The sequence below is a fragment of the Szabonella alba genome (genome assembly GCF_016765775.1).
In the GTDB taxonomy this organism is placed as follows: Bacteria; Pseudomonadota; Alphaproteobacteria; order Rhodobacterales; family Rhodobacteraceae; genus Szabonella; species Szabonella alba.
Genome location: NZ_JAESVN010000008.1, coordinates 24,236 through 46,048 on the forward strand (window position 1 = coordinate 24,236; position 21,813 = coordinate 46,048).

The 21,813-nt window shown below is 64.3% G+C and carries 21 protein-coding genes; 14 read left to right on the forward strand and 7 right to left on the reverse strand.

Annotated elements, in window-relative coordinates; all coding sequences use genetic code 11:
• Positions 1–9: 9 nt before the first annotated feature.
• The 3 genes from JL811_RS15805 to JL811_RS15815 are packed head-to-tail and all read right to left on the reverse strand — an operon-like array spanning position 10 to position 4,738.
• The gene (locus JL811_RS15805) at positions 10–2,823 is read right to left on the reverse strand and encodes a DUF4159 domain-containing protein (RefSeq protein ID WP_202689672.1); all 2,814 of its coding nucleotides are present in this window, start codon (positions 2,821–2,823) and stop codon (positions 10–12) included.
• On the reverse strand, positions 2,823–3,728 hold the full coding sequence (locus JL811_RS15810) for a DUF58 domain-containing protein (RefSeq protein ID WP_337924761.1): 906 nt from the start codon (positions 3,726–3,728) through the stop codon (positions 2,823–2,825). The genes JL811_RS15805 and JL811_RS15810 overlap by 1 nt, the downstream gene beginning before the upstream one ends.
• Positions 3,725–4,738, reverse strand: coding sequence for an AAA family ATPase (locus JL811_RS15815; RefSeq protein WP_202689673.1), 1,014 nt, complete (start codon positions 4,736–4,738; stop codon positions 3,725–3,727). Before JL811_RS15815 ends, JL811_RS15810 begins: the two co-directional genes overlap by 4 nt.
• Positions 4,739–4,822: 84 nt before the next feature.
• Between JL811_RS15815 and JL811_RS15820 the strand changes: the two genes are divergently transcribed.
• Positions 4,823–5,398, forward strand: coding sequence for a DUF1285 domain-containing protein (locus JL811_RS15820; protein WP_475636555.1), 576 nt, complete (start codon positions 4,823–4,825; stop codon positions 5,396–5,398).
• A 139-nt stretch (positions 5,399–5,537) separates the two neighbouring features.
• On the forward strand, positions 5,538–6,032 hold the full coding sequence (locus JL811_RS15825) for a hypothetical protein (protein ID WP_202689675.1): 495 nt from the start codon (positions 5,538–5,540) through the stop codon (positions 6,030–6,032).
• A gap of 198 nt (positions 6,033–6,230) precedes the next feature.
• On the opposite strand, the gene JL811_RS15830 is transcribed toward JL811_RS15825, so the two are convergent.
• On the reverse strand, positions 6,231–6,419 hold the full coding sequence (locus JL811_RS15830) for a DUF3008 family protein (protein ID WP_202689676.1): 189 nt from the start codon (positions 6,417–6,419) through the stop codon (positions 6,231–6,233).
• 421 nt (positions 6,420–6,840) lie between these two features.
• Between JL811_RS15830 and JL811_RS15835 the strand changes: the two genes are divergently transcribed.
• On the forward strand, positions 6,841–7,152 hold the full coding sequence (locus JL811_RS15835; RefSeq protein WP_202689677.1) for a PRC-barrel domain-containing protein: 312 nt from the start codon (positions 6,841–6,843) through the stop codon (positions 7,150–7,152).
• 151 nt (positions 7,153–7,303) lie between these two features.
• Here the strand turns inward: JL811_RS15835 and JL811_RS15840 are convergent, their stop codons facing one another.
• The gene (locus JL811_RS15840; RefSeq protein WP_202689678.1) at positions 7,304–7,894 is read right to left on the reverse strand and encodes an exopolysaccharide biosynthesis protein; all 591 of its coding nucleotides are present in this window, start codon (positions 7,892–7,894) and stop codon (positions 7,304–7,306) included.
• A 154-nt stretch (positions 7,895–8,048) separates the two neighbouring features.
• Here JL811_RS15840 and JL811_RS15845 point away from each other — a divergent pair, with 154 nt between their 5' ends.
• Complete coding sequence (locus JL811_RS15845; protein ID WP_202689679.1) at positions 8,049–8,246, forward strand: hypothetical protein; 198 nt, start codon at positions 8,049–8,051, stop codon at positions 8,244–8,246.
• 277 nt (positions 8,247–8,523) lie between these two features.
• On the opposite strand, the gene JL811_RS15850 is transcribed toward JL811_RS15845, so the two are convergent.
• A complete protein-coding gene (locus tag JL811_RS15850; RefSeq protein WP_202689680.1) occupies positions 8,524–9,036 on the reverse strand; it encodes an MgtC/SapB family protein in 513 nt (170 codons plus the stop codon).
• A gap of 180 nt (positions 9,037–9,216) precedes the next feature.
• On the opposite strand from JL811_RS15850, the gene JL811_RS15855 reads away from it, so the two are divergent.
• The 3 genes from JL811_RS15855 (at position 9,217) to JL811_RS15865 (ending at position 12,832) form a co-directional block, all read left to right on the forward strand.
• Positions 9,217–9,396: a zinc-finger domain-containing protein gene (locus tag JL811_RS15855; RefSeq protein ID WP_202689681.1), complete on the forward strand. Its 180-nt coding sequence runs from the start codon at positions 9,217–9,219 to the stop codon at positions 9,394–9,396.
• 251 nt (positions 9,397–9,647) lie between these two features.
• A complete protein-coding gene (polA, locus tag JL811_RS15860; protein WP_202689682.1) occupies positions 9,648–12,467 on the forward strand; it encodes a DNA polymerase I in 2,820 nt (939 codons plus the stop codon).
• Complete coding sequence (locus JL811_RS15865; RefSeq protein ID WP_202689683.1) at positions 12,464–12,832, forward strand: MmcQ/YjbR family DNA-binding protein; 369 nt, start codon at positions 12,464–12,466, stop codon at positions 12,830–12,832. The genes polA and JL811_RS15865 overlap by 4 nt, the downstream gene beginning before the upstream one ends.
• Before the next feature lie 118 nt (positions 12,833–12,950).
• Here the strand turns inward: JL811_RS15865 and JL811_RS15870 are convergent, their stop codons facing one another.
• The gene (locus tag JL811_RS15870; RefSeq protein WP_202689684.1) at positions 12,951–13,727 is read right to left on the reverse strand and encodes a DeoR/GlpR family DNA-binding transcription regulator; all 777 of its coding nucleotides are present in this window, start codon (positions 13,725–13,727) and stop codon (positions 12,951–12,953) included.
• 246 nt (positions 13,728–13,973) lie between these two features.
• On the opposite strand from JL811_RS15870, the gene glpD reads away from it, so the two are divergent.
• The 7 genes from glpD (at position 13,974) to JL811_RS15905 (ending at position 21,700) form a co-directional block, all read left to right on the forward strand.
• On the forward strand, positions 13,974–15,578 hold the full coding sequence (glpD, locus tag JL811_RS15875) for a glycerol-3-phosphate dehydrogenase (RefSeq protein ID WP_202689685.1): 1,605 nt from the start codon (positions 13,974–13,976) through the stop codon (positions 15,576–15,578).
• Between the two features lie 28 nt (positions 15,579–15,606).
• Positions 15,607–16,710: an ABC transporter ATP-binding protein gene (locus tag JL811_RS15880; protein ID WP_202689686.1), complete on the forward strand. Its 1,104-nt coding sequence runs from the start codon at positions 15,607–15,609 to the stop codon at positions 16,708–16,710.
• Positions 16,710–17,792: an ABC transporter ATP-binding protein gene (locus JL811_RS15885; protein WP_202689687.1), complete on the forward strand. Its 1,083-nt coding sequence runs from the start codon at positions 16,710–16,712 to the stop codon at positions 17,790–17,792. The genes JL811_RS15880 and JL811_RS15885 overlap by 1 nt, the downstream gene beginning before the upstream one ends.
• The gene (locus tag JL811_RS15890) at positions 17,792–18,664 is read left to right on the forward strand and encodes a carbohydrate ABC transporter permease (RefSeq protein WP_202689688.1); all 873 of its coding nucleotides are present in this window, start codon (positions 17,792–17,794) and stop codon (positions 18,662–18,664) included. Before JL811_RS15885 ends, JL811_RS15890 begins: the two co-directional genes overlap by 1 nt.
• Complete coding sequence (locus JL811_RS15895; protein WP_202689759.1) at positions 18,664–19,467, forward strand: carbohydrate ABC transporter permease; 804 nt, start codon at positions 18,664–18,666, stop codon at positions 19,465–19,467. The genes JL811_RS15890 and JL811_RS15895 overlap by 1 nt, the downstream gene beginning before the upstream one ends.
• Positions 19,467–19,889 (forward strand): DUF2160 domain-containing protein, encoded by a 423-nt coding sequence (locus tag JL811_RS15900; RefSeq protein WP_237685007.1) that lies wholly within the window; start codon positions 19,467–19,469, stop codon positions 19,887–19,889. The genes JL811_RS15895 and JL811_RS15900 overlap by 1 nt, the downstream gene beginning before the upstream one ends.
• Positions 19,890–19,978: 89 nt before the next feature.
• The gene (locus JL811_RS15905) at positions 19,979–21,700 is read left to right on the forward strand and encodes an ABC transporter substrate-binding protein (protein WP_202689689.1); all 1,722 of its coding nucleotides are present in this window, start codon (positions 19,979–19,981) and stop codon (positions 21,698–21,700) included.
• Positions 21,701–21,813: the final 113 nt, after the last annotated feature.

A 21,813-nucleotide genomic window follows, 5' to 3' on the forward strand; every position in this document is an offset into this window, starting at 1 on the left:
GGACTTCCTTCAGTTGCCCAGCCGTTCCAGCAGGGCAGGCACATGGACCTGATCGGATTTGTAGTTGCCCGTCAGCACATGCATGACAAGGTTGATGCCAAAGCGGTTGGCGATCTCGCGCTGGCGTTCTCCGGCATAGCCGCGCCCGACGGGGAACATCGGCACGCCCACGTCATCCGTGGCCCAGGCCGAGGCCCAGTCATTGCCGCCGATCACCACCGGCGTCACCCCGTCATTAAGATTGCGGAAGGGCATGCCGTCGGCGCGTTCGGCATCGGGGGGGGCTGCCTCGACCCAGATTGCACGGCTCACATGGCGGCCCGGAAAATCCTGCAACAGATAGAAGGTCCGGGTCAGGACATGATCCTCGGGCAGCACTTCAAGCGGCGGAATGTCCAGCGGGGCCGCCAGCACCTGCAGCCGCCGCGCCTCGGGTGTCGAGGCCCCGGCAGAAATATCCCCGTCGCGCGTATCGAACAGGATCATCCCGCCGGTGCGCAGATAGGTATTGAGCCGCGCATAGGCCGCGCCCGATGGCGCGGGCTGATCGGCGGTGACAGGCCAGTAGAGAAACGGAAAGAAGGCCAGTTCATCCGTCTCCAGATCAACCGCGATCGGGGCCTCGGGTTCGATCGTCGTGCGTTCGAACAGCCGGTCACCCAAGCCGCGAAGCCCCGCCTCGGAAATGCGGTCCACCTGCGCATCGCCGGTCAGCACATAGGCCAGCCGCACGGCAGTCGTGGCCTCGATGGCGCGCAGATCGTCGGGCAGGCCCGTTTCCGTCTGTTCCGGCGGGCTTTCGGGCGGTGCAGCCGGTTCCTGCGCCTGCGGCAGGCCCGGCAGCAGCATCAGCGCCAGCAGAACCACAGCCGCGCGGCCCAGCCCGCCCGACAGGCGCCCGGCAATGGCCAGTGCCGCCAGCACATCCAGCATCAGAAGGCCCGCCGCCAGCGACAAAAGCCCCCCTTTAAGCGATTGTTCAGCCACCACTTCCAGCCCCTCGCGCATGATGCGGTCCGGCCAGACGGCGGGGGTCAGCGGCGTCTCGGCCCGGATCACATTCAGCGCGATGCGCCGGTCGTCCCCGGCATAAAGCCCCGGCGGCAAGGCAGGCCCCGGGCCGGCCAAGGATAAGGCGGCAGCAAGGTCCGCTCCCTCAACCCCCGGATGGTCCCCGGCATCACCAAGCGCGCCGAACCCATCCAGCACCGCCTGCGGCACCCAGACCTGCCCGGCCAGATCGGCGGCATCAGGGGCGGCGGGGCGGGTCGAGACGGCCAGCCGTTCCAGCATCTGCATGAAAAGGCCCGACAGCGGCAAGGATGACCATTCCGCATTCGCCGTGACATGGAACAGCACCACCTGCCCCTGCCCCACCGATTTGCGCGTCACCAACGGGGTGCCATCGGCCAGCGTGGCAATGGTGCGGGCCGAAAGTTCAGGGTCGGGCTGGGCCAGAACCTGTGCGCTGACCGATACATCCTCGGGCACCGGCAGACCAAAGAAGGGCGACCCTTCGGCAAAGGGGGCCAGCGTTTTCGGCTCTCCCCAGCTCATCGCGCCGCCGACCGTGCGCCCGCCCTCACGCAGACGCACCGGCATCAACGCATCCTCGGTCGCGCGGCTGACATCGGATGCGGCCAGACGCGGCCCGGCAAAGCGCAACAGCAGTCCGCCCTTGTCGACCCAGTTCCAGACGGCCTCCCCCTCATCGGGGGACAGGCGGGCGACATCGGCCAGCACGATCACCTCGGGGCTGGCCAGCACCACATCCGACAGCCCGCCATCAACCAGTTCTGCAACCGGTTCCAGCGCCTGACGCAGATAATGGAGGGGCGACAGAAGCTGCAGCCCTTCCGCCGATCCGCCAGACCCGGAAATCAGCGCGATGCGGCGGCGTTTCAGGCTGTCATCGGTCAGGCTGACCGCGCCTGCCGACCGGATCCCCGGCAGTTCAAAGCGTGATATACGGTTGCGCAATTCCGGGGGCAGGGACAGCGACACCTCACCCTCGGGCTCACCGGCGGCAAATGTGACCGGCAGGCGGGCCAGTTCCCGTTCAATTCCGGCCGGGTCCAGCCCGCGTGCGGAAATCTCAACCTCCTGCGCCTCGGTCGCGGGATGCCGCGCGGCAGAGAGTTTGACCACGCCATCCTCAAACCTTGCGGGACGCAAGGCCAGAACCGGGCGCGGGCTTTCGAAAACCGTCACCGGCCCGCGCGATTCCAATGCGGCCAGAAGATCGGCGCGGCCCGGATGATCGAGCCCGTCCGACAGCCAGAAACTGGAAAAATCACCATCGGGCAGCGCCCCGGCCCAATCGCCTGCGCGCGGTGCCCAGGGCTGGGGGGTGATGCCGCCAAGGCGCTGGCCCAGGGCATTCGCCGCCTGAAAGCTGGTGGCGACCGGCGCATCGGTCAGGCGGATCAACGCGACAGGCCGCCCCTCGCGACCCGCCTCGGCGATCAGGGCCTGCGCGCGGTCAATCCGGCGCGGCCAGTCGCGGGCATCGGCCCAGCCGCCATCCATCACCAGCAGCAGGGGGCCAGTGCCCGCATCACGCTGTTGCGGGTTCAGGACCGGCCCGGCAAAGGCGATGATCGCCGCCGCAATCGCCGCCATGCGCAGCAACAGCAGCCACCATGGCGTCTTGTCCGTCTCATGATCGGCATCTTTCAGCCCCAGCAGCAGCGCCACACCCGGAAAACGCCGCCGAACGGGTGCGGGCGGCACCGCGCGCAGCAATAGCCACAGCACCGGCAGCGCGATCAGCCCCAGCAGCAAAAGCGGCGTTGTAAAGCCCAAGGGGCCGATCATCCACATCACCGCCCCCTTTCCAGCGCCGCAAACAGCCAGAGCAATGCCGATTGCGCCCCCTGCCCGCTGTGATGGCACAGGTAATGCCAGCCCGAGGCGCGCGCCAGATCGGCCAGCCGCGCCTTGCGTTCGGCCAGCCGGTCCAGATAGCGCGCCCGCAGATCCGAGGCGCGCAGCGTTTCATGCCGCAGCCCGCCGCCCATGGATTCAAAGATCGTGCGCCCGTCAAAGGGAAATTCCTCTTCCGCCGGGTCCAGCACCTGCACCAGCGCGCCGCGCACCCCGCGATCCGAGGCCAGCCCCAGCGCGGTTTCGACATCCTCGATCGGGCCAAGGAAATCCGACAGGAAAACCGCGCGGCCATGGCTGACCAGCCCGGACACCTGCGGTGCGCCATAATCCTCGGCTTCATCCTGCATCAGCCCGTTCATCAGATGCAAAAGCTGCGCCCGGCCTGACCGGGGGCGGGCCTGATCACCCGACAGCCCCACCCTTTCACCACCGCGCAGCAGCAGCACCGACAGCGCCAGCGCCAGCAGCCGCGCGCGGTCAGCCTTGGGCGGGCGGTTCCTTGCACCGGAAAAATTCATCGACTTCGCGCCATCGACCCACAGCATCACCGTCTGCGCCGCCTGCCATTCGCGTTCGCGCACATAATGCTGATCGGACCGGGCGGATCGCCGCCAGTCGATCATCGTGGCGGCATCGCCGGGGGCGGCGGCGCGATATTGCCAGAACTCATCACCCATCCCGGCCCTGCGCCGCCCGTGATCGCCCAGAATGACGGTCGCGGCCAGTTGTTCCGCCTCGGCCAGCAAGGGGGGCAGCGACTGGCCCAGCGATTCGGCCCTTGCGCGCAGATCGGCAAGGGCGGGGCCAAGAGGGGAAGGGTCGCGGGCGGTTTCGGTCACGCCGCCGCCTCAAGGCCCAGCGTGCGGGTCACTGTGGCGTCGATCAACCCGCCAAGGCTGTCGCCCCGTGCTCGCGCGGCAAAGGACAGCGCCATCCGATGGGTCAGCACCGGACGCGCCAGTGCGGCTACATCGGCGACCGAGGGCACCAGCCGCCCGTCAAGAAGCGCCCGCGCCCGCACGGTCAGCATCAGCGCCTGCGCCGCACGCGGGCCCGGACCCCAGGAAAGATGCCCCGCCAGCGCGGCGCCCTCGGGTTCCCCCGGGCGGCAGGCGCGCACAAGGTCAAGGATCGCCTCGACCACCGCATCCCCCACCGGCATCCGCCGCAGCACCGATTGCGCCGCAAGCAGATCGGCAGCGGTAAAGACCTGATGCACCTGCGCCTCCTCGGCGCCCGTGGTGGCCAGCAGGATGTCGCGTTCTGTCGCGCGGGTCGGATAGTCGACATCGACTTGCACAAGAAACCGGTCCAACTGCGCCTCGGGCAGCGGATAGGTGCCTTCCTGTTCAATCGGGTTCTGGGTCGCCAGCACATGGAACGGCGTGCCCAGCGGGCGGTGCTGCCCGGCGATGGTGACCTCGCGTTCCTGCATCGCCTGCAGCAATGCCGATTGGGTGCGCGGGCTGGCGCGGTTGATCTCATCGGCCATCAGAAGCTGACAGAAGATCGGCCCCTCGATGAAGCGGAAGGCCCGGCGGCCATCGGCGGCGGCGTCCAGCACTTCCGAGCCAAGGATATCGGCAGGCATCAGGTCGGGAGTGAACTGGATGCGGTTGCCCTTCAGCCCCATCACGGTCGACAGCGTATCGACCAGCCGCGTCTTGCCCAGTCCCGGCAGGCCCACCAGCAGCGCATGACCGCCGCAAAGCATGGCCGCCAGCACCAGATCCACGACCTTTTCCTGCCCGATGAAACGGCGGTCGATGGAGGCTTTCGCCTCGGCAAGCCTGCCGCCAAGGGCTTCGATCTCGGCGACCAGTTCGGCGGATTCGGGCGATGCGGTCATGACATTCCTCGGTCTCGGACTATATTGGCACAGTAAAGCGAGTTATGCCGCGCGGCACAAATGGCAAAAGGGATGAGCGGACAATTGATCGTGAAACAAGGCATGGATGGCGTGATCGCCTCGGCAAAAGCCGCCGGAAAAGGCGCGGGCCCCGCCCCTGTGCATCTGTGGAACCCGCCCTTCTGTGGCGATCTGGACATGCGCATCGCGCGGGACGGGACATGGTTCTATCTGGGCACGCCCATCGGTCGGCCCGCGCTGGTGAAACTGTTTTCGAACATCCTGAAACGTGAGGGGGACCGCTATTTCCTTGTCACCCCGGTTGAAAAGGTCGGCATCACCGTAGATGACGCGCCTTTCGTCGCGGTGGATTTCGAGGTGGCGGCACCGGGGCCGGATCAGGTCATCACCTTCGTCACGCAGGTCGGGGACCGAGTGGCTGCGGGGCCGGACAACCCGATCCGCGTAACGCGTGATCCCGAAAGCGGCGAGCCTTCGCCCTATGTCATGGTGCGCGGCGGGCTGGAGGCGCTGATCGACCGCAAAAGCTTTTACCGGCTTGTCGATCTGGGGGAACATAAGGACCATGAGGGCGCGCGCTGGTTCGGCATCCGTTCGGGCGGGGATTTCTTTCCGGTCATTCCCAGCAACGAATTATAGGCGCGGTTCGGGCGCGCGCCGTTTCGGCGGACGACCGCCCGAAACTTCCCACCCATGGAACAGATCCCGGACCGCAGGCGTTGACGCCCGAAGGGCAACCGCCTGTCTGAAATGCAATTCTTTTAAAAGGGGGCCAGCCATGAAACCCATGTCTGTTTCGATCATTCTTTCCGCGCAACTGCTGGCAGGGGCCGCAGTCGCACAAGAGGGCGGCATCGTCTTCGGTCAGGACTGGAGCACTTCGCTGGCAACCGCCATATTCGCCGAGAACCGCGAGAGCGTCCGCCCCGCCAATGAGATCGCGATGCAATGGGCCACCCTGTCGCCCGAGGATCAGGACATCATCCGGCGCGACTGCATGGTTCATATGCAGACCCCGGTCGAGGGAACCGAGGGCGCGGCAAGCGATCCTGCCGGTTCTTCCATTCCCCCGGTGATCGACCCTGAAACGCTGCCGCTTGAGGGCGGGCCGGGTGCTTCGGATGGGGGGACGATCGGAGATGCGCCGCTGACTGAGGGCGCGCCCGAAACCCCGCCCGCGACCGTCATGCCCGCCAATCCGGCAAATCCCGACCCGCTGAGCGTTACGCCCGGGCAGATGGATGAGATCTGCGCCGCGACCAACGATCTGTGATCCGGCCCGCCCCGGCAAGGGGTGGCGCCTGACCCTATCGGCGAAAATTTGGTCGCTGTCCGGCCAAGGACAGCGATCTTACCTGACCTGCCGCGCGGGTCATGATCTTGGGCGCAGTACAGGCCCGCGTTGGTCTGGCCCGAATCCGCCTGGCCCGAGTTTGTCAGGCCCGTGTCTGGCAGGCCCGTGTCTGGCAGGTCAGTCTTTCGGCGCGTGTTCGGGCAGGTCGTCATGCGCGGTGCTGGCAAGCTCTTCCAGCTCGGCCTCGGTCATGCTGTCGAACATGTCTTTCGACGCTCCGACAAGGTCGGATTCCGGCTGTTCACCGCGCTTCGCCGCAAGGGCTGCACCGGCGGCCTTTTGCTGTGCTCTGGAACTCGCTGGCATTGTCATCTCCTTTTCAGGTTTCGTCTTGAATGCGGGCGGATCGTGACTGCCCCGCGGGATGGTCTGGCACGCGAAGGGCCGGGCAGCGATTGGTTCCGGGCCGCGGCCTCCGGGCAGAACGCGGTACGCTTGGGTTTGTTCCAGCCTTCGATCAGGACCTGCGGTGCGGGGGCCTCCGGGGTGGGCTTTGCGGCCGGGGAGGGCTTTTCGGCGGGCGGGCTTTCGCCGAAGGGACAATCGGGCCGGAACAAGCCGCGCCTTGCCGCGTTGTTTCCCTGAAGATACCCCGGACATGTCAATCGGGCGCAACGGCACGGAAAACATGGCGATTTTCCCGATTTCCCGCCATGGCCAACGCATTGGCAGACGCGTTCCTGTCCCGTTTGTCCGGGGATATCTTTCCATTCAAAAGGAGACCGTGATGGACCACAGTACCCATACCCCGCTCGACCGTTCCGAATACACCAATGCCATCCTGACCGATGCGCCTGTCTATGGCTCACAGGATGAAAAGATCGGTCATATCTCACATGTGCATGGCATCGGCACCGCAACCGATGTGGTGATTGATGTCGGGGGCTTCCTTGGCATCGGGGCGAAACCCGTGCTGCTGAGCCTTGAAGAGGTCCGGCTCATGCGGGACGGGTCCGGCAATGTTCATGGGGTCACCTCCTGGACGAAGGACCAGCTGAAGGACCTGCCCGAGCATCACCACAGCCCGCCGCTGGCATAAGGTCGGGTCTGCCGGGTTTAATTTCCCCGCGCATCTGACCTGTGCTGCCCCGGATCCGCAAGGGTCCGGGGCGCAATGCTTGGCGCGATGACCGGCCGGGCGGACCTGCGGAATGCGGCAGCCCGCACGCGCGGGATCGGGGCAGTCCGGGTCAGGCCAACCCGGTAAAGGTCCAGTGCAGAACGCCCGCCCCGATCCCCACCAGCGCCAGCGCGCCCAACAGGAAAACCCCGTCCCGGGCCAGCAGACCCGCCGCGATGATCGCGATGAAGGTGCCCGCGATGGTGCCCGAGGTGGGAACCAGTTCCATCACCGGCATGAACATCCCCACCGCCAGAACGATCAGCAGCCACAGATAGATCAGCGGCCGCCTGACCAGAACCGTCAGCCGCGGCTTCAGATGGCGGCCGATCCATGTCAGGGGCTTGCGAAGCCAACCGGTGGCGGTCCGGATCCGCTGGCTTTCAATCGACAGATTGCCGATGAAGCCGGGCATCCAAAGCGATTTGCGCCCGGCGATCATCTGCGCCGCCAGCAGCGCCTCAAGGATGCCGACCGTCGCCGTCACGCCCGGCACGGCGCTGGCCGGAGAAACCGCGATCAGCGCCACGATCAGCATCAATGCCGACATACCGTTGGCGCCGAAGGATTCGGACATGTGGCGCACGGTGACACGTGGGCCGTCCAGCCCTTCTTCCAGCCGGTCCAGCAGATCGGTCAGCGGCTTGGCCTCAATGTCCATCTGCACATCCCGGACCAGCACATCTCGGCAACCGGACGGAACGCCCGGCACATTCTGCGGCGCTCGGAAAAGGACGGGAACAACCCGCCCCGGTCAGCGTTGGTACAGCACAGTCAAAATTCCGCCCGGAATCCTGCAAGGAAAGGAACAATTCATGATCCTGCAAACCCCCGTGCTTCTGCAAACCCCCGGCCGGCCGCCCAACGATCTGCCGCCAGACAACATTCCCGCGCCGGAAGAGCAGCCCGATCCGAACACGTTTCCCGATCCGATGCCCGACCCGATTCCGGTTCCGCCGCATGACCCCGAATCCCCCCCGCCCGGAGAGATCACGCCCCCGATCCACGGTTAGTTGATCGCCGTTCAGCGCAGGCCCGCACCCCGGGGGGGCGCTGCAAACAATCGGGGCCGACCGCGCCACCATCCTTCCGGTTGTGATGACAACGGCATGAGAACACAGGGAACAAGAAATCATCAAAGGCTCCGCTGCGGATCCGCAGGGATCCGTGACGGCGTAGATAGCGCGTTCCCACAGGGGCACACAAGACCGGGAGCCACAAGCCGGCAGGACGCAGGCCCGGGCGCGGCCTGTGGCCCCGCCTGACAAACCGGTCTGCAAGGGGCGTCTGTTATTCATCGCGCGTCGACAGCGCCTCGATTCGTCGCGATACGCCGCGCAGCAACCACAGCACCACCACCGCCAGCACGGTTGCCATGATGGCCAGCGGCATCCGGCCCGTGCCACAGGCCAGACCAATCGCCCCGGCCATCCACATGCCCGCCCCGGTCGTCAGCCCCGCAACCTTGCCGCCCGAGGTGATGATCGACCCCGCTGCAAGAAAGGCGACCCCCGCCGTCACAGCCTCGATCAGACGCAGCGGATCGGTGCTTTGCTGCACCCCGCCCGGCAGATCATCCGTGGCGACGATCTCCAGTGAGATCAGCGTGAACAGGCAGGCGGCAATGGCGATCAGGATATGGGTGCGCAGACCCGCCGTGCGGGCGTGCAATTCCCGTTCAATGCCGATCACCGCGCCCAGACCTGCGGCAAAGATCAGCCGGACCAGCGCGGTCAGCGGATGCATCGCCTGAAATGTCCCCTGAAAATCTGCCGGGACGGCGTCGATGAACTGTTCCCACATATGCGGCTCCGGCTGAGGACGGGTTCGGGCGCAAAGGCCCCGGGTCGCAACGCGGCCAGCGCAGTTTTGTTCCACCCTGCCGCCCGCGCGGGGTCATTCTGCATCGCGCGGCCGGCTTGCCCTTGCTGCGGGCGCGTCTTGGGATAGAATGGCGCGACGCGAATTGCAGGAAGGCCAGCCATGACCACGCCCGTCCCCGAAACCCAGACAGTCACCACCTGGAAAGTCGCCTGCGATGGGGGCGCGGGGGGGCATCCGCGTGTCTGGCTGACCATCCCGCGTGAAACCGGCTGGGTCGAATGCGGCTATTGCGACAAGCGCTATGTGATCGACCTCGACCACGCGCATGACGATCACTGAACCACCCCACGGCTAGCCGGGCGTTCTGACGGACAATCGCATGCTGGCGGCAGGGCCAGGCGACGCCTCTGGCGGCTCTGCGCCGGTGATCCCCTCATCCTCTCCGCAGGCCCCCGCCGTGCCGGGCGCGTTCCTGGCCGGGCGCGCCTTGATGCCACGGCGGAATGGCTTTCGCAGAGGGCCGGTGCAGGGCTGGCAGGGGGCGGATGATCATGCCAATATCCCTGCCACGGACAATAGGAGCGCGGATCATGGCCACAGCGGATGCAAGTTTCGGACAGGGCCATCACCTGCATCTGATTGACGGTTCGGCCTATATCTTCCGCGCCTATCACGCGCTGCCGCCCCTGACCCGCAAATCCGACGGCCTGCCGGTGGGGGCAGTGGCCGGGTTCTGCAACATCCTGTTCCGCTATCTCGAAAACAACAAGAACGGCGATGCGCCGACCCATGTCGCGGTGATCTTCGACCATTCCTCGAAAACCTTCCGCAATGACATCTATCCCGAATACAAGGCCAACCGCCCCGAACTGCCCGAGGATCTGCGCCCGCAATTCCCCCTGACACGCGAGGCGACGCGCGCCTTCAACGTCTCCTGCATCGAGACCGAGGGCTATGAGGCCGATGACATCATTGCCACCCTGTCCTGCAAGGCGCGCGATGCGGGCGGCAAGGTCACGATCATCTCCTCGGACAAGGATCTGATGCAACTGGTCGGCAATGGCGTCTTCATGCTGGACCCGATGAAAAACCGTGAGATCGGCCCCGAGGAAGTGCTGGAGAAATTCGGCGTCCCGCCCGAACGGGTGGTCGATGTGCAGGCACTGGCAGGCGATTCGGTCGATAATGTGCCGGGCGCGCCGGGGATCGGCATCAAGACGGCGGCGCTGCTGATCCAGGAATATGGCGATCTGGACACGCTGCTGGAGCGCGCGGGTGAGATCAAGCAGCCCAAGCGGCGCGAAACCCTGATCGGCCATGCCGAACAGATCCGCATTTCCAGACGGCTGGTGCAGCTGGATTGCGACACCCCGCTGGATTTCACGCTGGAAAGCCTTGAGGTGCGCAAGCCCGATCCCGAGGCGCTGATGGACTTCCTCAATCAGATGGAATTCCGCACCCTGACGCGGCGGGTTGCCGAAAGCCTGAAGGTAGAAGCCCCGCCTGCGCCCGAGACCCCCGCAGCGGCGGCAGGCCCAGAGACGGCCGAGCCGGGCATCACCGCCCTGCCCTTCGACCATTCCGCCTATGAATGGATCCGCGATGCGGCGGCGCTGCAGGTCTGGATCGACGAGATTGCCGAACAGGGTTACGTCGCCATCGACACCGAAACCACCAGCCTTGACGAGATGCGCGCCGAACTGGTGGGCATCTCGCTGGCCACCCGGGCGGGTCGGGCCTGCTATATCCCGCTGGCGCACCGGCAGGGCGGCGGCGATCTGTTCGGCAGTTCGGATCTGGTCGAGGGGCAATTGCCGATAGATGTGGCTTTGGCGCTGCTGAAACCGGTGCTGGAGGATGCGGCGATTCTGAAGATCGGCCAGAACATGAAATATGACTGGAAGATCTTCGCCCGTCACGGCATCGACGTGGCCCCCATCGACGACACGATGCTGATGAGTTCCGCGCTTTATGCTGGTCAGCATCTGCATGGCATGGACACATTGTCGGACCGTTACCTTGGCCATCAGCCTATTCCGATCAAATCGCTGCTGGGGTCGGGCAAGGCGCAGATCACCTTTGACCGCGTGCCGGTCGAGGAAGCGGTGAAATATGCCGCTGAGGATGCCGATATCACGCTGCGGCTGTGGCAGATGCTGAAACCGCGCCTGCATCGGGGCCATGTCACGACGGTCTATGAGACGCTGGAACGCCCGCTGGTGCCGGTGCTGGCGCGGATGGAAATGGCGGGGGTGCAGGTCGACCGCGATACGCTGTCGCGAATGTCCAACGCTTTTGCGCAGAAAATGGCGGGGCTGGAGGCCGAGATACAGGAACTGGCAGGCCGGTCGTTCAATGTCGGCTCTCCCAAGCAGTTGGGGGAAATCCTGTTTGACGAACTGGGCCTGCCGGGCGGGTCCAAGGGCAAGACCGGGGCCTATTCCACCGGGGCCGATGTGCTGGAGGATCTGGCGACCGAACATGAACTGCCGCGCCGTGTGCTGGACTGGCGGCAATTGGCCAAGCTGAAATCGACCTATACCGATGCGCTGCAGGACCACATCAACCCTGAAACAGGCCGTGTCCATACCTCCTATTCGCTGGTGGGTGCGGTGACGGGGCGGCTGTCCTCGACCGATCCGAACCTGCAGAATATTCCGGTGCGGTCCGAAGAAGGCCGCCGCATCCGCGAGGCTTTCGTCGCGCCCAAGGGCCGGGTGATGGTCACCCTGGATTACAGCCAGATCGAATTGCGCATCCTTGCCCATATCGCCGATATCCCGGCGCTGAAACAGGCCTTCAAGGACGGCATCGACATTCACGCCATGACCGCGTCCGAGATGTTCGGCGTGCCGGTCGAAGGCATGGAGCCCTCCATCCGCCGTCAGGCCAAGGCGATCAATTTCGGCGTGATCTACGGGATTTCAGGTTTCGGCCTTGCGCGGAACCTGCGCATCCCGCGCGCCGAGGCGCAGGGCTTCATCGACCGGTACTTTGAGCGTTTTCCCGGCATCAAGGAATATATGTCCGAAACTGTCAAATTCGCGCAGGAAAAGGGCTATGTCCAAACCCTGTTCGGTCGGAAAATCCATACGCCCGAAATCAACGCCAAAGGGCCGGGAGCGGGCTTCGCCAAACGCGCGGCGATCAACGCGCCGATTCAGGGCACGGCGGCAGACATCATCCGCCGCGCCATGGTGCGGATGCCCCAAGCCATCAACGGGCTGGATGCCAAGATGCTGCTGCAGGTGCATGACGAATTGCTGTTCGAGGTGGCCGAGGATGCCGTCGCCCCTCTGATCGACGCCGCCCGCGCTGTGATGGAGGGCGCCGCCGCCCCCGCCGTGCATCTGACCGTGCCGGTGACTGTGGATGCCGGACAGGGCACAAACTGGGCCGAAGCGCATTGATCGCCGACTGGCCCGGGCTGAAGGCGCTGGCCCTTGGCATGGGCCTGCCCGAGGTCACCGACACGACCGCATGGGGCAATCCCTGCCTGAAGGCGCATGGCAAGATGTGGTGCTGGTGGTCGCCCTATGTCGATGCCGCTGTATTCAAGGCCGATTTCGATGAGCGTGAGATGCTGCTGGCCGCTGATCCAGAGACCTTTCTGATGCATCCGCATTATGCCGCGCATCGGCTGATGCTGGTGCGGGCGGGGCGGATCGCGCCGGACTGGGCCCGCGCAAGGCTGCTGCGGCAATGGCGCGATGCGGCCCCGAAACGCTGGTTGAAAAACTGGGACGGGCAGCAGGTCCAGACCGGCGGGGTGTGACCGATCTGGCCTGACCGGGCTGACATAACGGTCCGGGGGGGGGTGACGGGCGCAGCCTTTATCCCCTGTTCCTGTCCCCTGCCCTTTCCGATGCGGTGGGCTGTCACGCGCCGCCGTTCTACCCCGCCTCGGGATCGCCGGTCACAACGACATCGGTGCCCCAATCGGCGCAGGAAGCGGTCAGCCGTTCGGGCAAAGGCAGATCGGTGAAAACCTTGTCCAACTCGCGGACCGAGGCGATACGCGCCGGCGCCGCACGCCCCAGTTTGGAATGATCTGCCACCAGAAAGCTTTGCCGCGCCTGCCGCAGGATCGCGCGACTGACCCGCACCTCGGCCAGATCGAAATCCAGAAGATCGCCATCCTCATCCAACGCCGATGTGCCGATGATTGCGTAATCCACCTTGAACTGGGCGATGAAATCGGTGGTCAGATCCCCCACCAACCCGCCATCGACCCGCCGCAGCGCGCCGCCCGCCACCATGATGTCACAGCCCGGATTGGCCAGCAGGATATTGGCCACGTTGATATTGTTGGTGACCACGGTGATATTGCTATGGGACAGCAATTCGCGGGCCACCGCCTCGGTCGTGGTGCCAAGGTTCAGGATCAGTGAACAATTGTCCGGAATTGCCGCAGCACAGGCCTTGCCGATGGCGGTCTTGGCGCCCGCATTCATCCGGCGGCGCTGGTCATAGCCGATATTGACGACGCCGGTGCGCGGCACCGCCCCGCCATGCACCCGGTCCAGAAACCCCGCCTCGGCCAGATCGCCCAGATCGCGCCGGATCGTCTGCAGCGTCACATCGAATCGCTGCGCCAGTTCCTCAACCAGAACCCGCCCCTCGGCGCGCGCGATTTCCAGAATCTCGGTCTGCCGGATGTTCAGCGCCATGGGCAATCCTCCTTTGGCCTTGCAGGATGCCGCAAGGAACCAGGCCATTCAAGCCGCCGTGCAGCGCGCGCGTCACTTTCCTTTATCTTCGGATATCATAAACTTGCCGCGATGCAGCAAAAACTTTAATGCGATATATGTTCGCTTTGCTGCAAACCGAAAACAAAACGAACATTTTTGCTTGACCCGCAGCACAATTCGAATGACCTTGGCTGCATCGAGAAACCCGATGGGAGGAGGGGCAGCGTGACCGGCGACCGGCAGTCAGGGATTTCTGACCTCTTCATCATCGGCGGCGGCATCAACGGATGCGGCATCGCCCGGGATGCGGCGGGGCGCGGGCTGACGGTCGTTCTGGCCGAACAGGGTGATCTGGCACAGGCGACCTCATCAGCCTCGACCAAGCTGTTCCATGGCGGGTTGCGCTATCTGGAATTCTTCGAATTCCGTCTGGTGCGTGAGGCGCTGGAGGAACGTGAAACGCTGCTGGTCGCCATGCCACATATCAGCTGGCCCATGCGTTTCGTGCTGCCATGGCATCCCGATATGCGCTTTGAAAGCGATACGCCGACCTCGCGCCTGCTGGGCATTTTCATGCCCTGGATGAAGGGGCGCCGCCCGGCATGGCTGATCCGGCTGGGGCTGTTCCTGTATGACCGGCTGGGCGGGCGCCGCATCCTGCCCGCAACCCGCACGCTGGACCTTGCGACCGATCCGGCAGGACGGCCGCTGAACCCGAAGTTTCGCCGCGCCTATGAATATTCCGATTGCTGGGTCGAGGATTCGCGACTTGTCGCGCTGAATGCCCGCGATGCGGCGCAGCGCGGCGCCCGCATCATGGTGGGCGCGCGCGTGGTCAGCGCGACCCGCGCGGGCGATCACTGGGACATCGTGACCGAGGGCACGGACGGCAGGCAGACCCATCGCGCCCGGGCGCTGGTCAATGCGGGCGGGCCATGGGTCGAGGATGTGATCCGCAATGTCGCCCGCATCAATTCAACCGAGGGCGTGCGGCTGGTGCGCGGCAGTCATATCGTGACGCGCAGGCTGTATGATCACGACCGCTGCTATTTCTTTCAGGGCGAGGACGGGCGGATCATCTTCGCCATCCCCTATGAACAGGATTTCACCCTGATCGGCACCACCGACAAGGATCATGACGGCCCGCCCGGCAGCGCCGAATGCACGCCCGGGGAACGCGATTACCTGCTGGCCTTCGCCTCGCGTTATTTTGCCAAGCCGGTAACGGCGGAGGATGTCGTCTGGACCTATTCCGGCGTCCGCCCGCTTTACAATGACGGGGCGAAATCGGCGACTGCGGCGACGCGGGACTATGTTCTCAGTCTTGATGCAGGTGGGACAGAAGGGGCGGGCGGCGCGCCGCTGCTGAATGTCTTTGGCGGCAAGATCACCACCTACCGGCGTCTGGCGGAAAGCGCATTGGCGAGGCTTGCGCCGCATTTCCCGGGGCTGAAACCGGCATGGACCGCGCGTCAGCCGCTTCCGGGTGGGGATTTCCCGCATGACGGGGTGGCGGCGCTGACGGAACGGTTGCGGGGCAGCCACCCTTGGCTGACGCCCTATCACGCCGCGCGCCTGATCCGCGCCTATGGCACCGATGCCTTTGCCCTTTTGGGCAAGGCGGAGGGCCCCGGGGATCTGGGCCACGATTTCGGCGCGACCCTGACCGAGGCCGAGGTCCGCTGGCTGATCGAACACGAATTCGCGCGCAGTGCTGGGGATATCCTGTGGCGGCGCAGCAAACTGGGTCTGCGCATGACGGCAGAGGAGGCCGCAGCGCTGGACCGGTTCATGTCGGAGGAATGCGTGGTCAGTCCGGCAGCGGAATAGACCGGATGGCAGACAGGAAGGGGGGGCAATGGCCTTGGAATTGCGGGGCGTCACACGGGTCGTGGACGGGCGGACACATATCCATCCGACCGATCTGACGCTGGAGAAAGGCACGATGAACGTGCTTCTGGGGCCGACGCTTTCGGGCAAGACCTCACTCATGCGCGTCATGGCGGGGCTGGATCGCCCGACCGAGGGCCGGTTGCTCTGGGATGGTCAGGATGTGACGGGCATCCGCGTGCAGGATCGCGGCGTTGCCATGGTCTATCAGCAATTCATCAATTACCCGGGCCTGAGCGTCTATGAAAACATCGCCTCCCCCCTGCGGCTGATGGGCCGCCCCAAGGCCGAGATCGACGCCCGCGTGCGTGAAACCGCCGAGATGATGCGCCTGTCACCGATGCTGGAACGACGCCCGTTGGAACTGTCGGGCGGCCAACAGCAACGTTGCGCGCTGGCCCGGGCGCTGGTCAAGGGGGCGGGGCTGGTCCTGCTGGACGAACCGCTGGCCAATCTGGACTACAAGCTGCGTGAGGAAATGCGGGTCGAGATCCCCCGGATCTTCGAGGCTTCGGGCGCGATCTTCGTCTATGCCACGACGGAACCCGAAGAGGCGCTGCTGCTGGGCGGCCATACCGCAACCCTGTGCGAAGGCCGCGTCACGCAGTTCGGCCCCACCCCGCAGGTTTACCGCCAGCCCGCTGACCGGGACACCGCACGGGTGTTTTCCGATCCCCCGATGAATTTCATCACCGCCGAAAAACGCGGTGACACAATCCGGCTGGGTCAGGCCAACGCGGTTGCGGCAGGGGGGCTGTTTGCGGGTCTGCCCGACGGGACCTATCACGCCGGTTTCCGCGCCAATCACCTGAGCCTGCATCGCCAAGGCCCACTGGCCGTGGAATTCCGCTGCGGGCTGGATGTGACCGAGATCACCGGATCGGAAACCTTCCTGCATTCCCGCCACGGATCGCAGAAATGGGTGGCGCTGGTCCATGGCGTGCATGACCTGCCTCCGGGATCGGATCTGACACTCTGGCTTGATCCGGCGCATGTCTATCTTTTCGGCGCCGATGGACGGCTGGCCGCCGCAGCCCCCTATGCCACCGAATACATGCGGGGGGCCGCCTGATGGCACAGATCACGCTGAAAAATCTTGCGCACAGCTATGTCCCCAATCCGAAATCCGAGGCCGATTTCGCCCTCAAGCAAATGGATCACGTCTGGCAGGATGGCGGGGCCTATGCGCTGCTGGGATCCTCGGGCTGCGGCAAGACCACGCTGTTGAACATCATCTCGGGCCTCGTGCGCCCCAGTCAGGGCCGGGTGCTGTTCGGCGACCGCGACGTGACCGATGCCGAAACAGCCGCGCGCAACATCGCGCAGGTGTTCCAGTTTCCGGTCGTCTACGACACGATGACGGTGCGCGACAATCTGGCCTTTCCCTTGCGCAATCGCGGCATGGATGCGGGCTATATCGCGGCCCGCGTGCAGGACATCGCGCGGATGATCGGCATGGAAGAGGCCCTGCACCGCAAGGCCAAGGGCCTGACGGCGGACGCGAAACAGAAGATCAGCCTTGGCCGCGGCATGGTGCGCGAGGATGTGAACGCGATCCTGTTCGACGAACCCCTGACCGTGATCGACCCGCATATGAAATGGGAATTGCGCACGCAACTCAAGCAGTTGCACCATCAGTTCGGCCATACGATGATCTATGTCACCCATGACCAGACCGAGGCGCTGACCTTCGCCGACAAGGTGGTGGTCATGTATGACGGCCGCGTCGTGCAGATGGGCACGCCCGAGGAGTTGTTCGAAACCCCGGCCCATACATTTGTCGGCTATTTCATCGGCTCGCCGGGGATGAATTTCTTTGACGCCGATGTGACCGGAACCCGCGCCCGTCTGGGCGACGCGGTGGTCGATCTGGGCGCGGCCTATGGGCCACAAACGGGCCGCGTCCAGATCGGCATCCGCCCCGAACATGCCGAACTGACGGCGGGCGAAGGGCTGCCGCTGCAGATCCAGCGGGTCGAGGATGTGGGCCGCCACCGCCTGTTGCGGGGCACCATCGCCGCGGGCGAAATCAATATCGTCCTGCCCGAAGGCACCGGGATCGGCGCCGACCTGACCCATGTCCGGCTGCGCCCCGAAAAGATCAATCTCTATTCCGATGACTGGCGCGTGACGCCCGAAGGGAGGGCCGTCTGATGGACAAGACCCAGAACAACAAGGCGTGGTTTCTGGTCCTGCCGGTGCTGGTGCTGGTGGCCTTTTCCGCCGTCCTGCCGCTGATGACGGTGGTGAATTACGCCTTCAACGACACATTCGGCAATAACCGCTTTTTCTGGGCGGGGCTGGAATGGTTCGAGCAGATGGTGACGTCAAGCCGCATGCATGACGCGCTTGGCCGCCAGATCCTGTTTTCCGCGATCATTCTGGCCATCGAGGTGCCCCTTGGCATCTTCATCGCGCTGAACATGCCCAAGCGCGGCTTCTGGGCATCCTTCTGCCTTGTGGTCATGGCGCTGCCGCTGCTGATCCCGTTCAATGTCGTCGGCACGATCTGGCAGATTTTCGGCCGGGTCGATATCGGCCTGCTGGGCCGGGTCCTGAACGATCTGGGCATCGCCTATAACTACACCAACAACCCGTTCGATGCCTGGGCCACGGTGATCGTGATGGATGTCTGGCACTGGACATCGCTGGTGGCACTGCTGTGCTATGCGGGGCTGAATTCCATCCCACAGGCCTATTATCAGGCCGCCCGCATTGATCAGGCCAGCCGCTGGGCCGTGTTCCGCTATATCGAACTCCCGAAGATGAAGGGCGTGCTGCTGATCGCGGTTCTGCTGCGCTTCATGGACAGTTTCATGATCTATACCGAACCCTTTGTCGTCACCGGCGGCGGGCCCGGCAATTCGACCACCTTCCTGTCGATCGACCTTGTGAAAATGGCCATCGGCCAGTTCGACCTCGGGCCCGCCGCCGCGTTCAGCCTGATGTATTTCCTCGTGATCCTGCTGGTGTCCTGGGTGTTCTACACCGTGATGACCAATCTTGACCGGGAGGAGCAGAAATGATGCGCATCAAACCCTCGGCCATCGTGATGGCGCTTTATCTGATCTTCCTCATGCTGCCGATCTACTGGCTTGTGAATATGAGCCTGAAGACCAATACCGAGATTACCTCGGCCTTCACGCTCTGGCCGCATGACCTGACCTTCCGCAATTACCGCGTCATCCTGACCGATCCGTCATGGTATATGGGCTATGTCAATTCGGTCATCTATGTGTCGATGAATGTGGTGATCTCGCTGACCGTGGCCTTGCCTGCGGCCTATGCCTTCTCACGCTATCACTTCATGGGCGACAAGCATCTGTTCTTCTGGCTCTTGACCAACCGGATGGCGCCGCCTGCCGTTTTCGCGCTGCCCTTCTTTCAGCTTTATTCCTCGGTCGGCCTGTTTGACACGCATATCGCGGTGGCGCTGGCGCATTGCCTGTTCAACGTGCCGCTGGCGGTCTGGATCCTTGAAGGCTTCATGCGCGGGGTGCCCAAGGAAATCGACGAGACCGCCTATATCGACGGCTATTCCTTCCCGCGCTTCTTCGTGAAGATCTTCATGCCGCTGATCGCGCCGGGGATCGGGGTCGCGGCCTTTTTCTGCTTCATGTTCTCATGGGTGGAACTGCTGCTGAGCCGCACGCTGACATCCGTGAACGCCAAACCCATCGCCGCGACGATGACGCGCACGGTTTCGGCCAGCGGGATGGACTGGGGCGTGCTGGCCGCAGCAGGGGTGCTGACCATCGTGCCGGGGGCCTTGGTCATCTGGTTCGTGCGCAACTACATTGCCAAGGGCTTTGCCCTGGGGAGGGTGTGATGAACATGGCACATTCCCCCGCCCGCCGGGCCAACTGGACCGCGATCACCCTTGGCGCCGTGGCGGTAATGGGGGGCGCGATTGGCACCCTGTTCCTCATCGCCCCGAAGAAGGAGGGCGCGATCGACTGGTTCGCGCCCATGTCGGCGACGGGCTGGATGGCCTGGACGCTGCCGGTCGCGATCTTCTTCTGGTGTATCGCAAGCCTGCTGGTCACCTTCACGCTGCTGGCAATCCGTTTTCCCGAAACCCCGCGCGTGGGCATCCTGCGGATCGAGACGACGCGCGGCGACCGTCTGTTCATTTCCTTGCTGGGTTCGGCCTTCATCTGCCTGATCTGGCTGTTTTTCGCGGGAAGCCCGCTTTGGTGGGCGCTCGCGCTTTGCCTTGCCTATGCCGCAGCGGTGTTCCGCTGGGTCTAGTCAGGGCCGGAAGGACCGGGGCGCAGAACCTTGTGCAGGCGCGCCCCGGGTCACGATCAATCCACTGTCTCAATCTGGGAGGATACATCATGAGACTTCGCCAAACCACAACCGCCATGGCGCTTGCGCTGATGGCCATGGGCGGCGCGCCCGCCTGGGCCGATATGGAGGCCGCCCGTGCTTTTCTCGATGCCGAGATCGGCGATCTGTCCTCACTCACGCGTGAGGAACAGGAGGCCGAGATGCAATGGTTCATGGATGCGGCCCAGCCTTTCGCAGGCATGGATATCAAGGTCGTGTCGGAAACCATCACCACGCATGAATACGAATCCAAGGTGCTGGCGCCTGCCTTTACCGCTATCACCGGCATCACTATCACCCATGACCTGATCGGTGAGGGCGATGTGGTCGAAAAGCTGCAGACGCAGATGCAGACCGGCGAGAATATCTATGACGCCTATATCAATGACAGCGACCTGATCGGCACCCATTGGCGCTATCAGCAGGCCCGCAGCCTGACCGACTGGATGGCAAATGAGGGCGCGGCCGTCACCAACCCGAACCTTGATCTTGAGGATTTCATCGGGCTGAAATTCACCACCGCGCCGGATGGCCAGCTTTACCAGCTGCCCGACCAGCAATTCGCGAACCTTTACTGGTTCCGCTATGACTGGTTCAATGACGAACAGACCAAGGCCGCCTTTCAGGAGGCCTATGGCTATGAACTGGGCGTGCCGCTGAACTGGTCGGCCTATGAGGATATTGCCGAATTCTTCACCGGCCGCGACATGTCGCATGTTGGTGGCCCCTCCTCGGTCTGGGGGAATATGGATTATGGCAAGAAGGACCCCTCCCTTGGCTGGCGCTACACCGATGCCTGGATGTCCATGGCCGGTATGGGCGATGTGGGCGACCCGAACGGCCTGCCGGTCGATGAATGGGGCGTGCGCGTCGATGAAAACTCACGCCCCGTGGGTTCCTGCGTGGCGCGCGGCGGGGCGACTAATGACGCCGCAGCAGTTTATGCGGTGACCAAGGCCATCGAATGGCTGCAGAAATACACCCCGCCGGAAGCCCAGGGCATGACCTTTGGTGAGGCCGGGCCGGTGCCTGCGCAGGGCAATATCGCCCAGCAGATGTTCTGGTACACTACCTTCACCGCCGACATGCTGAAACCCGGCACCGCCGTCATGAACGAGGACGGCACGCCGAAATGGCGCATGGCCCCCAGCCCGCGCGGCGCCTACTGGACCGAAGGCACCAAGCTTGGCTATCAGGATGTGGGGTCCTGGACGCTGATGAAATCCACCCCGGTGGACCGTGCGCAGGCCGCATGGCTTTACGCGCAATTCGTCACCTCCAAGACGGTGGATGTGAAGAAAAGTCATGTCGGCCTGACGCTGATCCGCGAAAGCTCGATCCAGCATGAAAGCTTCACCGAACGCTCGCCCGCCTTGGGCGGTCTGGTAGAGTTCTACCGCTCGCCCGCCCGGGTGCAGTGGACGCCGACCGGCACCAATATCCCGGATTATCCGCGTCTGGCGCAGCTGTGGTGGCAGCACATCGGCGACGCGATGGCAGGCGCCAAAACCCCGCAAGAGGCGCTGGATGCGCTGTGCGCCGAGCAGGAAAGCGTGATGGAACGGCTGGAGCGGTCCGGCGTGCAGGGTGATATCGGCCCGAAGATGAACGAGCCGCAAGACCCGCAGGTCTGGCTGGATGCGCCCGGAGCCCCGGTTGCAGCATTGGAAAACGAAAAGCCGCAGGGTGAGACCATCGCCTATGACGAGCTGATCAAATCCTGGCAATAAGCCGGAAATCAGGGGGCAGGGTCTTGCCTTGCCCCCTTTTTTCTGTCCCGAAATATCCCCGCCGGAGGCTCCCCCGGCTGGTTGCGGAAGCCTCCGGCGGGGATATTTTCAGA